The sequence below is a fragment of the Salsipaludibacter albus genome (assembly GCF_019798055.1).
In the GTDB taxonomy this organism is placed as follows: domain Bacteria; phylum Actinomycetota; class Nitriliruptoria; order Nitriliruptorales; family Nitriliruptoraceae; genus Salsipaludibacter; species Salsipaludibacter albus.
The window spans coordinates 1-14,629 of sequence record NZ_JAHOPH010000053.1; the positions used below are offsets into that span (position 1 = coordinate 1).

Annotated in this window: 13 protein-coding genes and 1 pseudogene; 7 read left to right on the forward strand and 7 right to left on the reverse strand. The window is 72.0% G+C overall.

Annotated elements, in window-relative coordinates; all coding sequences use genetic code 11:
• From KR546_RS18250 to KR546_RS19465, 3 genes and pseudogenes are all read left to right on the forward strand, one after another.
• Positions 1–618, forward strand: a pseudogene (locus KR546_RS18250) (ABC transporter); the annotation flags it as partial.
• Positions 619–742: 124 nt separating this feature from the next.
• Positions 743–2,167: an NAD(P)H-quinone dehydrogenase gene (locus tag KR546_RS18255; RefSeq protein ID WP_238446157.1), complete on the forward strand. Its 1,425-nt coding sequence runs from the start codon at positions 743–745 to the stop codon at positions 2,165–2,167.
• Complete coding sequence (locus tag KR546_RS19465; protein ID WP_274388357.1) at positions 2,164–2,292, forward strand: hypothetical protein; 129 nt, start codon at positions 2,164–2,166, stop codon at positions 2,290–2,292. Before KR546_RS18255 ends, KR546_RS19465 begins: the two co-directional genes overlap by 4 nt.
• Positions 2,293–2,311: 19 nt before the next feature.
• Here the strand turns inward: KR546_RS19465 and KR546_RS18260 are convergent, their stop codons facing one another.
• Positions 2,312–3,142 (reverse strand): formate/nitrite transporter family protein, encoded by an 831-nt coding sequence (locus KR546_RS18260; RefSeq protein WP_238446158.1) that lies wholly within the window; start codon positions 3,140–3,142, stop codon positions 2,312–2,314.
• A 64-nt stretch (positions 3,143–3,206) separates the two neighbouring features.
• Positions 3,207–4,976 (reverse strand): acetyl/propionyl/methylcrotonyl-CoA carboxylase subunit alpha, encoded by a 1,770-nt coding sequence (locus KR546_RS18265; RefSeq protein WP_238446159.1) that lies wholly within the window; start codon positions 4,974–4,976, stop codon positions 3,207–3,209.
• Between the two features lie 302 nt (positions 4,977–5,278).
• On the opposite strand from KR546_RS18265, the gene KR546_RS18270 reads away from it, so the two are divergent.
• The gene (locus tag KR546_RS18270; RefSeq protein WP_238446160.1) at positions 5,279–5,692 is read left to right on the forward strand and encodes a plastocyanin/azurin family copper-binding protein; all 414 of its coding nucleotides are present in this window, start codon (positions 5,279–5,281) and stop codon (positions 5,690–5,692) included.
• Between the two features lie 109 nt (positions 5,693–5,801).
• On the forward strand, positions 5,802–6,296 hold the full coding sequence (locus tag KR546_RS18275; protein WP_238446161.1) for a plastocyanin/azurin family copper-binding protein: 495 nt from the start codon (positions 5,802–5,804) through the stop codon (positions 6,294–6,296).
• Between the two features lie 195 nt (positions 6,297–6,491).
• On the opposite strand, the gene KR546_RS18280 is transcribed toward KR546_RS18275, so the two are convergent.
• Positions 6,492–6,707, reverse strand: coding sequence for a hypothetical protein (locus KR546_RS18280; RefSeq protein ID WP_238446162.1), 216 nt, complete (start codon positions 6,705–6,707; stop codon positions 6,492–6,494).
• A 128-nt stretch (positions 6,708–6,835) separates the two neighbouring features.
• On the reverse strand, positions 6,836–8,392 hold the full coding sequence (locus KR546_RS18285) for an acyl-CoA carboxylase subunit beta (RefSeq protein WP_238446163.1): 1,557 nt from the start codon (positions 8,390–8,392) through the stop codon (positions 6,836–6,838).
• A 152-nt stretch (positions 8,393–8,544) separates the two neighbouring features.
• On the opposite strand from KR546_RS18285, the gene KR546_RS18290 reads away from it, so the two are divergent.
• Entirely contained in the window at positions 8,545–9,333 is a 789-nt protein-coding gene (locus tag KR546_RS18290; RefSeq protein WP_238446164.1) for a biotin--[acetyl-CoA-carboxylase] ligase, read from the forward strand.
• A 59-nt stretch (positions 9,334–9,392) separates the two neighbouring features.
• Here the strand turns inward: KR546_RS18290 and ppsA are convergent, their stop codons facing one another.
• The 3 genes from ppsA to KR546_RS18305 form a co-directional block, all read right to left on the reverse strand.
• Positions 9,393–11,786: a phosphoenolpyruvate synthase gene (gene ppsA, locus KR546_RS18295; RefSeq protein WP_238446165.1), complete on the reverse strand. Its 2,394-nt coding sequence runs from the start codon at positions 11,784–11,786 to the stop codon at positions 9,393–9,395.
• Between the two features lie 81 nt (positions 11,787–11,867).
• Positions 11,868–12,167, reverse strand: a complete 300-nt coding sequence (locus tag KR546_RS18300) for an HPr family phosphocarrier protein (RefSeq protein ID WP_238446166.1) — start codon at positions 12,165–12,167, stop codon at positions 11,868–11,870.
• Between the two features lie 201 nt (positions 12,168–12,368).
• Positions 12,369–14,441: a PTS fructose transporter subunit IIABC gene (locus KR546_RS18305; RefSeq protein WP_238446167.1), complete on the reverse strand. Its 2,073-nt coding sequence runs from the start codon at positions 14,439–14,441 to the stop codon at positions 12,369–12,371.
• On the opposite strand from KR546_RS18305, the gene KR546_RS18310 reads away from it, so the two are divergent.
• On the forward strand, positions 14,440–14,629 hold a 190-nt coding region (locus KR546_RS18310; RefSeq protein ID WP_238446168.1), incomplete at its 3' end, for a hypothetical protein. The two genes, KR546_RS18305 and KR546_RS18310, sit on opposite strands and share 2 nt — an antisense overlap.

Genomic DNA, 14,629 nt, shown 5'->3' on the forward strand with positions numbered 1-14,629 from the left:
GCCCGGCTGGGCCTGGGACGGGACCGGCCGGCGCCGCAGGTCGGGGCGCGGTCGTCGCGACCGGCCCCGCACGGCGTGGCGGTGGCCACGCTGTCGACGGCCGTGCGGGACCGGGTCACCGACCTCGCAGAGGGCTGGCCGCCGCGTTGGGCGCAGCCGCTGGAGGACCGACTCGACGCCATGGTCGAGGACCTGCCCGCGCAGCTGGACCGGGAGGTGGTGAACACCGACCTCGAACGCGATCGCGACCCGCGGTGGTGGACGGCGGTCGGGGTGCTCCAGTGGCTGCTCGCCGCCGCGATGCTGGTCGGGGCCGCCTGGCTCGCCGCGGCGTTCGTCGTCGCCTGGCTCCAGCTGCCCGACCTGCCGATGCCCCGGGTCGGGGCCGTCCCCTGGCCGACCGTCCTGCTCCTGGGCGGTGCCCTGGCCGGGCTCGCCGTGGGCGGCCTGTCCTCCCTGCTGGCGTCACGTGGCGCGTCACGCGCCCGCCGTCGGGCCCGCGACGACCTGCGGGGCCGGGTCGAGGCGGTCGTCGAGGACACGGTCGTGCAGGTGCTGGAGGCCGAGGGCGCGCGCGCCGCTGCCGCCCGCGAGCACGTGGACCGTCTCCGGCAGTAGCCGGGCGTCGTTCGGTCTGCCGTGGGCGGGCGGGCTGCGTTACGGTGCCGCCCACGACGCGCCGCGCCGGGATCCGACCCGGTCGACCCGAACGTCGCGCTGCACGGTGGAGAGGACCGACCCGGTGACCAACCAACGCTCGCGCATCGTGATCCTGGGTGGCGGCCCGGCTGGCTACGAGGCGGCCCTGGTCGCCGCCGAGCTCGACGCCGACGTGACCGTGATCGCCGACGAGGGGCTGGGTGGCAACTCGGTGCTGTGGGACTGCGTGCCGTCCAAGGCCCTGATCGTCGCGGCCGAGGCGATGGGCTGGATCGAGCGCAGCCACGAGATGGGTGTCCACCAGACCGGCGCGGGGTCGGGCCCGACGATCGTGGACTTCCCGACGGTGGGCCAGCGCGTGCTGGGCCTGGGTGCGAACCAGTCCGAGGACATCGAGCAGAAGGTCTGTGGCCAGGCCGGGGTGCGGCTGGTGCGTGGCCGTGGCCGTGTCTCGGGCTACCACGAGGTGACCGCGGACCTGCACGAGGGTGGCAGCGAGACGTTCGAGGCGGACTTCGTGCTGGTGGCCACCGGGTCGACCGCCCGCGTGCTGCCCTTCTTCGAGCCCGACGGCGAGCGAGTCCTGACCGGCCAGCAGGTGTACGACCTGCCCGAACTGCCCGAGCACCTGGTGGTGGTCGGATCGGGTGCCACCGGGGCGGAGTTCGCCCATGCGTTCGTGCGCTTCGGCACCAAGGTCACGCTGGTCTCGTCGCGCGACCTGATCCTGCCGACCGAGGACCCCGACGCCGCGCAGGTGATCGAGGGTGTCTTCGAGCGACGCGGCATGACCATCCTGCGCAACGCCCGGGCGGCGAGCTGCACGAACCACGGCGATCACGTCGAGGTCGGGCTGGTCGACGGCTCGTCCATCACCGGCAGCCACGTGCTGTTCACCGTCGGGCAGGTGCCGGTCTCCAGCGACCTCGGGCTGGAGCTCGCCGGGGTCGAGCCCAACGAGTGGGGTGGGATCGAGGTGGACGGCGTCGGGCGGACGTCGTGCCGCTGGATCTATGCCGCCGGTGACGTCGTCGGGCGGATCATGCTGGCGTCGGTCGCGGCGATGCAGGGACGGGTCGCGATGTGGCACGCCCTGGGACAGGCGGTCACGCCGATCCGCTGGGAGGCAGTCGCCTCGACGATCTTCACCGACCCGGAGGTCGCCACCGTCGGCCTGTCCCGCGAGGAGGCCGAGGCCCGTGGGATCCCGGTGACCACGGCCCGCCTGGACTTCCGGGGCAACCCCCGCGCCAAGATGGCGGGCCACACCGACGGGTTCGTCAAGGTCCACGCCATGGTCGGGTCCGGGATGGTGATCGGCGGCGTGGTCGTCGCATCGTCGGCGTCCGACCTGGTCCAGCCACTCGCGGTCGCCGTCCAGAACCGCCTGACCGTCAGCCAGCTTGCCAACACGGTGTCGGTCTACCCGTCGATGCAGGGCTCGGTCACCGAGGCGGCGCGGATGTTGATGGCCAAGGTCACCGGCCGCTCGACCGGCGCGCCGTGAGTGGCGTCGCGGGCCTCGGGCTGATCTCGCTGGGCCTGCTGTCGCTGGTCGTGGTCGTCGCCGTGGTGGTCGTGGTCGTCCGCCGGCGCCGCGAGCTGCGGCATGGTCCCCACGACCGCCCCTGAGGCACGACCAGCCGCTCGATCAGGAGTCGGGCTGGTCCTGCGCCCGCCCCTGGACCATGCGCAGGACGGTCACCAGGACGATGCCGCCCAGCAGGTTGCCCACCACCGCGATCCCGAACACCCCGGCCCAGTCGGCGTAGCCGAAGTCGGCCGTGCGCTGCAGGGCACCGAACATCTCCAGCGAGGTCACGACGGCGTGCGCGAGCGGCGTACTGGCCAGCACGAACCCGATGCCGATCACGGCGACGAGCTTGGCCCCGACCGAGTCGGTGGCCTGCTCCATCCAGGTCATGAGGGTGATCGCGGCCCCGCCGAGCAGGGCCGAGAAGAACAACGGCCACCCCAGGCCCATCTCGACGAAGTGGTTCGAGGTCTCCAGCAGCACGTCGGACTCGCCGATCCGGGGGACGCCGATCACGATGATCCCCATGATCACCCACCCGCCGGCGAGGTTGCCGACCCCGGTGAGCGTCCACAGCCGCAGCAGCGACCGGACCGAGCGGCGACGCTGGTAGACGGCCGTCACCGGCAACAGGAAGTTCTCGGTGAACAGCTCGGACTTGCCGAGCAGGATCGCCACGAAGCCGATCCCGAAGGCCAGCCCACCCAGCAGCTCGCTGCCGGTCGCCTCCATCACCGACAGCTTGGCCAGCACGCCGATGCCGACGTCGATGCCGGCCACGGCACCGGTGGCCAGCAGCGCGAGCATGGACCGCGCGAGCCGATCCCCGCCCTCGTCGGCCGCCCCGTCGAGGGTCGACTGGACCGACTCGTCGTCGGCGTCCGGTGTGCCGCCGTCGTCACCGGTGACGTTCGGGAACGGGTTCGGGCCGTCGCCGCCCTCGCTCACGCAGCGGGTCCGGCCGGGCACGGGCGGCCGCGAGGCCCGGGGGACGGGGCCACACCGGCCGGCATCATGGACCCTCGATGCGGGCCATCACGGCGCCCGACTCGACCGGATCGCCGGGCTCGAGGGCCAGCGATCCCACGACCCCGTCCCGGTGGGCCGTGATGTTGTTCTCCATCTTCATCGCCTCGAGCACCGCGACCAGGTCGCCGGTCGAGACCGTGTCCCCCTCCTCGACGGCGTACTTCACCAGCGTTCCCTGCATCGGGGCCACCAGGTCCTCCGAGGACGCGCCACCGCCGCCACCCGATCCGGACGATCCCCTGCTGGGTCGGTCACCCCCGGCCCCGGGGGCCGCACCGGACACGACGGCGCCGACGTCGCCGTGGATGGCCAGCTCGAGCCGGCGCCCGTTCACCTCCACGGTGACCTCGCGCGGGGCAGGGTCGTCGCCGGGCCCCGACGCGGCCGGGCCGTGTGGTTCCAGCGAGGACAGGTCCCACTCCTGCTCGATGGAGTTGGTGGAGTGCTCGCCGGCGGCGAACTGCTCGTGGGCCATCGCCAGTGCGCCGAAGCCCGCGGTGGTGGGGATGCCCTCGACCACCATCTCGTCGAGTGCGCGCAGCATGCGGTGGCGGGCGATGTCGCGGTCGGCCCCCCACACGATCAGCTTGCCGAACATCGAGTCGTAGGTCTGCGGGATCTCGTAGCCGGTCTCGGCGACCGAGTCGAGCCGGACCCACGGTCCCAGGGGTGGCCGGAAGTCGGTGATCAGGCCCGGGGACGGGACCCAGCCGATCGCCGGGTCCTCGGCATTGAGCCGCAGTTCGATCGCGTGGCCGGTCAGGGTGACGTCGTCCTGGGTCAGGCCCATCCCGTCGCCCGCCGCGATCCGCAGCTGGGCGTGGACTAGGTCCACGCCGGTCACCAGCTCGGTGACGGGGTGCTCGACCTGCAGCCGCGTGTTCATCTCGAGGAAGTAGTAGGTCTCGTTGTCCTCGTCCAGCAGGAACTCGCACGTGCCGGCGTTGTGGTACCCCATCTCCTTCGCGACCTTGATCGCGGCGGTCCCCATCGCCTCGCGCACGGCCGGGGTGAGGTTGGCGGCGGGCGCCTCCTCGACGACCTTCTGGTGGCGACGCTGGAGCGAGCAGTCGCGTTCGCCGAGGTGGATCATGGTCCCGTCGAGGTCGCCGAGCACCTGGATCTCGACGTGGCGCGGACGCTCCAGGTAGCGCTCGAGGTAGCACTCGCCACGACCGAAGCTGGCGGTGGCCTCGCGCTGGGCGGCCTCGAGGGCCTCGGTCATGTCGTCGGGACCGTGGACGACCTTCATTCCGCGACCACCACCCCCGAACATCGCCTTGACCGCGACCGGGTACCCGTGCTCGTCGCCGAAGGCGCGGGCCACGTCGGGGTCGTCGGTGGGCTCGTCGGTGCCGGGCACGACCGGCACCCCGGCAGCCTCGGCGACCCCACGCGCGGTCAGCTTGTCGCCCATCGAGGCGATCGCGTCGGGTGGCGGCCCGACGAAGGTCAGTCCGGCGTCCGCCACGGCCCGGGCGAAGTCGGCGTTCTCGGACAAGAACCCGTAGCCGGGGTGGATGGCGTCGACTCCTGCCTCGGCCGCCACCGCCAGGATCTTGTCGATGTCGAGGTAGGACTGGCCTGCCGGCGGTGGCCCGATGAGGTGCGCGGCGTCGGCGGCTCGGACGTGGGGCGCGTCGCGGTCCACCTCCGAGTAGACCGCCACGGAGCGGATCCCCAGCTCCTTGCAGGCTCGGATGACACGCAGGGCGATCTCGCCACGATTGGCGACCAGGACGGCGTCGAACACTTGGTGGGCACTCCAGCTCGGTCGTCGGCCAGCCTAGAGCGTGTCCGGTCCGGCGTCGGCCGGCAGCCCGCCCGCGCAGGCCGGTCCGGACCGTCGTCGCATGCGCGGTGCCCACGGCCGTCGACCCCGCTGGCGACTCCCGGATCCGGTACCGTCCGCGAGCGGCCATGGCCGTGATCGGACGTGCAAGGCGATCGCCGGCACGACGACACGGACGTGGTGAACACTCGAGATGGCACGGCCGACCGCGTGGAGGACCACCGGGCCCGGCCGGCCGACGTCGACCTCGGAGGATCGATCCGATGCGTGCCCTGACATCCGGGTCCAGCGTTCGCGCGCGAGTTCCCGTACGTCTCCTGCTCTCCACCGTGCTGGTGCTCGGCGGGGTGCTGACGGCGTGTGGCGGCGGCGACGCCGCGCCCGCCTCGCTGCCCACCGACGTGGACGCCGCGGTCCTCGCGACCGACGCCTTCGACTACGAGCCCGCCGAGCTCGAGGTTCCCGCGGGCACGATCGAGCTCGGGATCCTGTGCGAGCAGTCGCTGCCGCACAACATCGTCGTCGAGACCGAGGCCGAGGACGTCCTGGTCGCCGAGTGCGGTGGCGGCGAGTCCGCGACTGGCGAGGTCGAGCTGGAGGCCGGCGAGTACACCTTCTTCTGCAGCATCACCGGACATCGCGAGGCCGGCATGGAGGGCACGCTGACGGTCGGCTGACCGTGGCGGCGGCCCGGTCGCAGCCGACCCGCGCGGTGTCGGTGCAGGGTCCGTGGTTGCGGTAGCGTTGGGGGTCCACCCGGCTCGTTCGACGTCCAGGAGAAGCGCCATGCTGCGTGGTTCCCCACGCCTGCTGCTGATCGCAGCCGTCCTCGCCCTGACGGGAGCGGCCTGCTCGGGCGGGGTCCCCGCGGGGGCCATCGACGCCGACCGCGTGGCCTGCCCACCGGACAGCGAGTGCTACGACCCGCCCCGGGCTCCCGGTGACGGCGGCATGATCGCGATGGCGGCGCACGACTTCTACTACGACAGCTTCGACGGCGAGATCGCCGAGGGCGACATCCAGGTGACCCTGGCCAACGAGGCCGCCGGCGCCCACAACATCGTCGTGACCGGTGCCAACGAGGGTTCGGACCAGGTGATCGAGGCCAACGGCGGCGAGGAGGCCAGCGGCACGATCAACCTCTTCGCCGGGTCCTACACCTTCTACTGCTCGATTCCCGGCCACCGTGCCGCGGGCATGGAGGGCACCCTCACGGTCGCCCCCGAGCCGACCCCCGCCGGCGAGGCCGCCACCCCGCTGCAGGCCGAGGGCGAGGGCTGACCCACCCCACCTCCCGGCCCACGCCACCTCCCTCGACCACGTCCTCCCGTGTGTCCTCGGTCGACCACCCAACGCGATGTGGCTTCGACGCTGCGATGTGAGTTCGTGGCCCTGGCGCGCCCAATTCACATCGCGATCGACAACTCACATCGCGGCGAGCCCGTGTCCGTGTGGGGCGGCCCCCAAGACGCGAGGTCAGCCGCGGCGCCAGTCCATGTCGGCGATCGAGGTGATGCGCCGACCCGGGACGACGCCCTCGAGTCGCGCGGCCCGCAGCCAGCGAGCCTGTCGACGGGGTGACGTCTCCTGGTCGACCTCCGCCGCCGGGGCCACCACGACCGGACGGGTCAGGACGGCGGCAAGTGCCGCCAGCACCTCGTCACCGGGATCGCCCCCACGGACCACCTCCATGCGCAACGTCGTCCCGTCGCCCACAGCATCGGGTTCGTTCGCTCTGCTCACAGGATCGGGTTCGTTCGCTGTGCTCACAGCCTCGGGTTCGTTCGCGTTGCTCACAGGATCGGGTTCGTTCGCTGTGCTCACAGGGGAATGTTCCCGTGCTTGCGGGCGGGGCCGGGCTCGCGCTTGGTGGAGGTGAAGCGCAGCGCACGGATCAGCTCGGCCCGGGTCGCGGACGGCTGGATCACCGCGTCGACGTAGCCCCGCTCGGCCGCACGCCAGGGGTTGGCCAGGTCGCGGCTGTAGCGCTCCTCGAACGTCTCGTGCAGCTCGTCGGGGTCGTCGGCCGCCGCCAGCTCGCGGCGGTACAGGATGCTGACCGCACCCCGTGCCCCCATGACCGCGATCTCGGCGGTCGGCCACGCCAGGTTGACGTCGGCGCCCAGGTGCTTGGAGCCCATGACGTCGTAGGCGCCGCCGTAGGCCTTGCGGGTGATGACCGTGATCTTGGGCACGGTCGCCTCGGCGTAGGCGTACAGCAGCTTGGCGCCGTGGCGGATGATCCCGCCGTACTCCTGGTCGGTCCCGGGCATGAAGCCCGGCACGTCCACGAAGGTCACCACGGGGATGTTGAACGCGTCACACGTGCGCACGAACCGGGCCGCCTTCTCGGACGAGTCGATGTCGAGGACGCCCGCCAGGTGCTGGGGCTGGTTGCCGACGATCCCGACACTGCGACCGTCGATGCGGGCGTACCCGCAGACGATGTTGGGCGCCCACGACTGGTGCACCTCGAAGAACTCGCCGTCGTCGACGGTCAGGCGCACGACCTCGCGCATGTCGTAGGGGACGTTGTTGTTGTCCGGGATGATCGTGTCGAGGCCGTCGACCGGGGCGTCCGGCTCGGGCTCGGGGTCCCACGTGGGCGGGTCGTCGAGGTTGTTGGAGGGCAGGAACGACAGCAGGTAGACGATGTCGGCGATGCAGGCCTGCTCGTCGTCGGAGGCGAAGTGGGCGACCCCCGAGGTCGAGGCGTGCGACAGCGCCCCGCCGAGGTCCTCCATCGTCACGTCCTCACCGGTGACGGTCTTGATCACGTTCGGACCGGTGATGAACATGTGTGACGTGTCGCGCACCATGAACACGAAGTCGGTGATCGCCGGCGAGTAGACCGCGCCGCCGGCACACGGACCCATGATCGCGCTGATCTGCGGCACGACCCCCGAAGCCCGCACGTTGCGCAGGAAGATGTCGCCGTAGCCACCCAGGCTGACGACCCCCTCCTGGATCCGCGCACCCCCGGAGTCGTTGAGCCCGATGACCGGCACGCCCATCCGCACCGCCAGGTCCATGACCTTGACGACCTTCTCGGCGAAGACCTCGCCCAGCGAGCCACCGAACGCGGTGAAGTCCTGGCTGAACACGCACACCTGGCGGCCGTCGACCGTGCCGTGGCCGGTGACCACGCCGTCGCCCAGGATCTTGGTCTCGTCCAGGTCGAAGCTGGTCGAGCGGTGCACGGCGAAGGCGTCGGTCTCGACGAACGAGCCCTCGTCGAGCAGCAGGTCGATGCGCTCACGCGCGGTCAGCTTGCCCTTGTCGTGCTGCTTGGCGACGGTGGTCTCGCCACCGCCCGATTCGGCCTCGTCGCGTCGGCGCTGCAGGTCGGCCAGCTTCTCGGCGGTCGTCTTGGCCACGTCGGTCACACCTTCGTCGGGTCGCGTCACGGTCGCCTCGACCGTCCTGCGGCGACCACAGGCCCGTGCATGACGAGCCGGAGGCCGACCACCCGGGCATGCTAGGTGGTGTGCCAGCAGGGCGTGGCCCGCAGGGCGGACGGGAGGACGGCGTGGACCAGCAGGTGGCGCAGCGCCTGGGCGAGGTCGACGGGGTGCACCAGGCCGTGGTGTTCGCGCAGGTGGACTCGACCAACGCCGAGGCGCGCCGACGCATCGATGCGGGTGGCGGTCCGGGACTGGTCGTCGCGGCGGATCGACAGACGGCGGGCCGTGGTCGACGCGGCCGCTCGTGGGACGACGTCGCCGGGGGCAACCTGGCGCTGACGGTCGTCGTGGCGTTGCCCCGGCGGCCGACGCTGCTGCCGCTGGTGGCGGCGCTGGCCGTCCGCGACGTGCTGGCCGACCGGGCCATCGCGACCTCGTGGAAGTGGCCCAACGACGTGCGCGCCGTGGTCGACGGCCGACCCCGCAAGTGCGCCGGGATCCTGGTCGAGACGGCCTCGTGGTCCGGTGGGACCGGCCCTCGCCAGGTCGGGATCGTCGGGATCGGCGTCGACGTCGACTGGCGTGGGGTCGAGCGGTCCGGCGACGCCGGCGCCTGGACGTCGCTGGCCGAGGTGGGGGGCACCGACGTCGACGTGGGCGACCTGGCGGTGGACCTGGTGACCGCGCTGCACGAGCGCCTCGCGGCGCTCGCCCGAGATCCCGACCTGGTGCGGCGCACGGCGGCGGACGGGTGTGACACGCTCGGCCGTCGTGTGCGGGTCGAGGGCGAGCGGCGGGTGCTGGTGGGCCGGGCCCGCGACCTCACCGACGACGGGGCGCTCGTGCTGGACGTCGACGGCACCGAGGTCGTCGTCACCGCCGGCGACGTCGTCCACCTCCGCGATGCCCCCTGACCCAGGGCGTGATGGATCGGTCCGGGCCACCGGAACCAGCCATCACACCCGGTGGCGGGTCAGTCGGGGCGGACGCCGGCGGCCTCGAGCTCGGCGACGCGGTGGCGGGTCGAGATCACCACGTCGGGGTTGAGCGACATCGAGTCGATGCCGAGCCCGACCAGGAACTCCGCGAAGTCCGGGTGGTCGCTGGGGCCCTGCCCACAGATGCCGACCTTGGTCCCGGTCCGCTTCGCGGCCTCGACGACCATGGTGATCGCGCGCTTGACGGCCGGGTCGCGCTCGTCGAACAGGTCCTGCAGCTCACCGGAGTCCCGGTCGACGCCCAGGGTCAGCTGGGTCAGGTCGTTGGAGCCGATCGAGAAGCCGTCGAAGCGCTCGGCGAACTCGTCGGCCAGCAGGACGTTGGCGGGGATCTCGCACATCACGTAGACCTGCAACCCGTTCTCGCCCCGGGCAAGACCGTTGGCGGCGAGGATCTCCAGGACCTTGTCCGCCTCGCCGGGCGTGCGACAGAACGGGACCATGATGATGACGTTGTCCAGGCCCAGGTCGCCACGCACGCGGGCCAGGGCCCGGCACTCCAGGTCGAAGGCGGCTCGGTAGGCGGGCGAGTAGTAGCGCCGGGCCCCACGCCAGCCCAGCATCGGGTTCTCCTCCTCCGGCTCGAACTGGCGACCGCCCACCAGGTCCGCGTACTCGTTGGACTTGAAGTCCGACAGCCGCACGATGACCGGCTTGGGGTACTGCGAGGCGGCGATCCGCGCGACGCCGTGCGTGACCCGGTCCACGAAGTAGTCGGCGAGGTCGTCGTAGCCGATCGCGAGGCCCTCGATGATGTGGCGCACCTCCGGGTCGGTGACGTCGTCGAAGCGCAGCAGGGCCAGCGGGTGGACCTTGATGTGGTCGTTGATGATGAACTCCATGCGGGCCAGGCCGATCCCGTCGGCCGGCATCCGCCACCAGTTCAACGCCGCACCCGGTGACGCGAGGTTCATCATGATCTGGGTGGTGGTCTCGGGGACGTCGGTGAGGTCGATCTCCTCGGTCTCCCAGTCCAGGACCCCGTCGAACACCTTGCCGGAGTCGCCGTCGACGCACGACACCGTGACCTGCTGGCCGTCGGTGAGCAGCCGGGTGGCCTCCCCGGAGCCGACGACGGCCGTGACCCCCAGCTCACGGCTGATGATCGCCGCGTGGGCGGTGCGTCCGCCACGATCGGTCACGACGGCGGACGCCCGCGACATCAGCGGCACCCAGTCCGGGTCGGTCATCTCGGTGACCAGGACGTCACCGTCGACGAAGCGGTCCGCGTCGGCGAGGCTGGTCAGGATCTTGACCGGACCGGCGGCGACCGACGCACCGATCGCGATGCCCTCCACGATCGGGCGGTCGCTGGTGTGCAGCGCGTAGCTGCGGATCGTCTGGCCACCCTCCTGCGACTGAACCGTCTCGGGCCGCGCCTGCACGACGAACAGCTCGCCGGTGTCGCCGTCCTTGGCCCACTCGATGTCCATCGGGTGGCCGTAGTGGTCCTCGATGGCGACGGCCCACCGTGCCAGCTGCATGACCTCGTCGTCGTCGAGGACGAACGTCTCGCGCTCGCGGCGCCGGGTGTCCACGATCTTGACGGGCGCGATCTCGCCGGTCGCGTAGACCATCTTGGACTGCTTGGCACCGCGGACGTGGTCGATGATGGGATGGAGGTCGGCGTCGGCGATCCCGGGCTTGTGGACGACCCACTCGTCGGGCTCGACGCTGCCGCCGACCAGGTGCTCGCCCAGCCCCCACGACCCGTTGACCACGACGACGTCGGGGAACCCCGAGTCCGGGTCGAGGGTGAACATCACGCCGGCACACGCCGAGCCGGACCGGACCATCTTCTGGATCGTGACGGACAGGCCGACGGTCTCGGTGTCGTAGCCCTTCTCGGCGCGGTAGTGGATCGCCCGGTCGGTGAACAGCGAGGTGTAGCACCGCCGCACGGCGTGCAGGACGTCCTGTTCGCCGGTCACGTTGAGCAGGGTCTCCTGCTGGCCGGCGAAGGAGGCGTCGGGCAGGTCCTCGGCCGTGGCCGACGAGCGGATCGCGACGTCGACCTCGGGCTGGCCGTACAGCTCGCACAGGTCGGCGTAGCCGTCGAGCATGGCGGTGCGCAGGTCGTCGGGGAACTCGCCCCGACCGATCATCCGTCGGATGTTCGCCCCGACCTCGCGCAGGTCGGCCCCGTCGGACCGCAGGCGCTCCATCTCGGTGTCGATGGGCTCGCGCAGGTCGTTGTGGTCGAGGTAGTGGTCGAAGGCGGTCACCGTCACGGCGACGCCCTCGGGCACGCGCACGCCACGCTGTTTCAGCGACGACAGCATCTCGCCGAGTGAGGCGTTCTTGCCGCCCACCTCGCCGACGTCGTCCTTGCCGAACTCGGACAGTGGTCGGACGAGGTCGTTGCGCATGGTGGGTCCTGGCGGTCGGGAACCAGGCCCGGCTGGGGCCTGTCGGCGGGCCCCACCCGGACGGGCGCGGCCCCGTGGTGCTCAGTCGTCGGGTTCGACCTCGCCCTCCTCGTCGACCCAGTCCTCGTCGTCGAGGTCCTGGGTGACCAGCGACGCGATCCGCTCCATGGCGGCTTGGTCGTCGCTGGCGACGACGACCTCGTCGCCCGGACCGGCCCCCAGGGTCATGATGAAGAGTGCGGAACCGGCGTCGACCGGGTTGCCGTCCGGCTTGGCCAGCGTGACGTCGGCGTCCAGTTTCTCGGCCGCCTTGGAGATGATGTCGGCGGGACGGGCGTGCAGCCCGACGGCGGAGCCGACGGTCACGGTCGTGGAGGGCATGTCATGTCCTGGGTCACGGGGAGGAAGGGGGTCGTGTTGCAAGATAAGCGCATCGATGCCCCGCAGGGGGGCGAACGGGAGACGGATGTGACGGGAGGCGTCCGGCTGCGCGGACACGGCCGGACCCCGGTGCACGAGGCACCGGGGTCCGGCGGGTCCCTGGGTCGCGACGCCTGCACGGTCGCGACCCGGGGAACGAGGTCAGGCGGTGACGGCCCCCTCCCGGCCCAGTGACTTGGCGAAGATCACGCCGGCGGCGGTGATCACGGTGCCGATCACCAGGGCGACCAGGAACCACACGACGCCCTCGATGGCGAACAGGACGAAGATGCCCCCGTGGGGTGCACGCAACGTGGTGCTGGTGACGGCCACGATCGCGCCGGTCACGGCCGAGCCCAGCATGATCGGCGGGATGACCCGGATCGGGTCCGCGGCGGCGAACGGGATGGCGCCCTCGGTGATGAACGACGCCCCGAGCAACCACGCGGCCTTGCCGTTCTGCTGCTCGGCCGGGGTGAACACCGACGGACGCAGCACGGTGGCCAGCGCCAGCCCCAGCGGCGGGGTCATGCCGGCCGCCATCACGGCCGCCATGATCACCAGGGGTCCCGAGTCGCCCCCGGTCGCGGTCGCGGCCGCGCCCAGGCCTGCGGCGGCGAAGGTGTAGGCGGCCTTGTTGACCGGGCCGCCCATGTCGAAGGCCATCATCAGGCCCAGCACGGCACCCAGCAGCAGGGCGGAGGTGCCGGTCAGGCCACTCAGCCAGCTCTCGAGACCGGTCGTGATCGCGGCAAGCGGTGCGCCCAGGACCATGAACATGATGCCGCCGGCGATGAGGGTCGCACCGAGGGGGATCACGACGACCGGCATCAGGCCACGGGCCCACTCCGGGACCTTGAAACGGCTGATCCAGAGCGCGGCCCCACCGGCGAGCAGGCCGCCGATGAGCCCGCCCAGGAAGCCGCCACCGACGACCACGGCGACCTGGCCGACGACGAAGCCGGGGGCGATGCCGGGACGGTCGGCGATGGCGTAGGCGATGTAGCCGGCCAGGGCCGGGACCAGGAACGCGAAGGCCAGCTGGCCGAGCCGTGACAGCACGGCGCCCAGGTAGGCGGCCAGGCCGGCGTCCGGCAGGTTCCACAACGAGTTCTCGGTCGTGAAGGTGACGTTGCGGGCGACGTCGGAGCCCTCGGGGGCGGACACGATGTCGTAGCCGCCGATCAGGAAGCCGAGCGCGATCAGCAGGCCGCCGGCGGCGACGAACGGGATCATGTAGCTGACGCCGGTCATGAGCCACTTGCGCAGCTTGGTCCCGGCGCCTTCGCCCTCGGCCTCGCCGCCGCCCGCGTCGGCGTCGCCCTCGACGCGCTGGGCGTTGGGGTTGTCGGCCGCGGCCAGGGCCTCGGTCACCATGACGTCGGGCTCGTTGATGGCCCGCTTCACCCCCGACTGGATGACCGGCAGGCCCGCGAAGCGGCCGCGATCGCGCACGCCGACGTCGGCGGCGAAGATCGCGGCGTCGGCATTGCGGATGTCGTCGGCCGTCAGTGGCGTGGATCCGGACGAGCCCTGGGTCTCGACCAGGAGCTCGACCCCGGCGTCACGGGCGGCCTGTTCCAGCTTGTCGGCGGCCATGTAGGTGTGGGCGATGCCGGTGGGGCACGCCGTCACCGCGACGATCCTGCGGGCACGCTCGGCCGTTGCGGTCGCCGCCCCGGCTCCTGCGGCGGCGGCCGCGGTCGCCTCGCCCCCGTCGTCGGTCGTGGTGGCGGACCCGGCGCTGGCCTCCGCGCCGGACTGGTCGGAGGTGGCCGCCTCCTGGGGCGACACCACGTCGCGGACCAGGTCGACGATCTCCTGGTCCGTCTCGGCCGCGCGCAGGGCGGTGGTGAACTCCTCGCGCACCAGGGCACGGGCCAGGGCCGTGAGCAGCTTCATGTGGTCGGCGTCGCCCTCGGCGGGTGCGGCGATCAGGAAGACCAGGTCGGCCGGTCCGTCGCTGGCCCCGAACTCCACGGTCGGGTCGAGCCGGGCGAAGCCCAGCGAGCCGGTGGTGACGTGGGCGGAGCGGCAGTGCGGGATGGCGATCCCGCCGGGCAGGCCGGTGGCGGCCTTGCCCTCGCGTTCGAGCGCGTCGTCGACGAGGCCGTCGACGTCGGTGGCGCGTCCGGCGGCACCGAGGCGCTCGGCGAGCGCCCGGATGACGTCGGGTGGGCTGGCGCCGAGGTCGGCGTCGAGCGCCACCAGTTCGGTCGTGATGAGGGGTTCCATGGGGGCTCTCCTGGTGGTGCGGACCGGGTGGGGTGCCGGTCGTCGGCCGGTTGGGTCGTGCGGGTGGCGTGGGGCCGGGCCCTACTACTCGCCCGCCTACCGAGCCGCCTTCGACCTGGAGTGCCGGGCCCTGGCCCGCGTGCGTGGCGACCTGGGCCTGGACAACGTCATCATCATGGTCCCGTTCT

What these genes read in the sequence shown, in the direction of transcription:
- KR546_RS18270 (WP_238446160.1), top strand. Translation starts at nt 5,279, where the DNA reads ATGCGTGCCCTGACATCCGGGTCCAGCGTTCGCGCGCGAGTTCCCGTA.
- KR546_RS18275 (WP_238446161.1), top strand. Translation starts at nt 5,802, where the DNA reads ATGCTGCGTGGTTCCCCACGCCTGCTGCTGATCGCAGCCGTCCTCGCC.
- KR546_RS18280 (WP_238446162.1), bottom strand. Translation starts at nt 6,707, where the DNA reads ATGGAGGTGGTCCGTGGGGGCGATCCCGGTGACGAGGTGCTGGCGGCA.
- ppsA (WP_238446165.1), bottom strand. Translation starts at nt 11,786, where the DNA reads ATGCGCAACGACCTCGTCCGACCACTGTCCGAGTTCGGCAAGGACGAC.
- KR546_RS18300 (WP_238446166.1), bottom strand. Translation starts at nt 12,167, where the DNA reads ATGCCCTCCACGACCGTGACCGTCGGCTCCGCCGTCGGGCTGCACGCC.
- KR546_RS18305 (WP_238446167.1), bottom strand. Translation starts at nt 14,441, where the DNA reads ATGGAACCCCTCATCACGACCGAACTGGTGGCGCTCGACGCCGACCTC.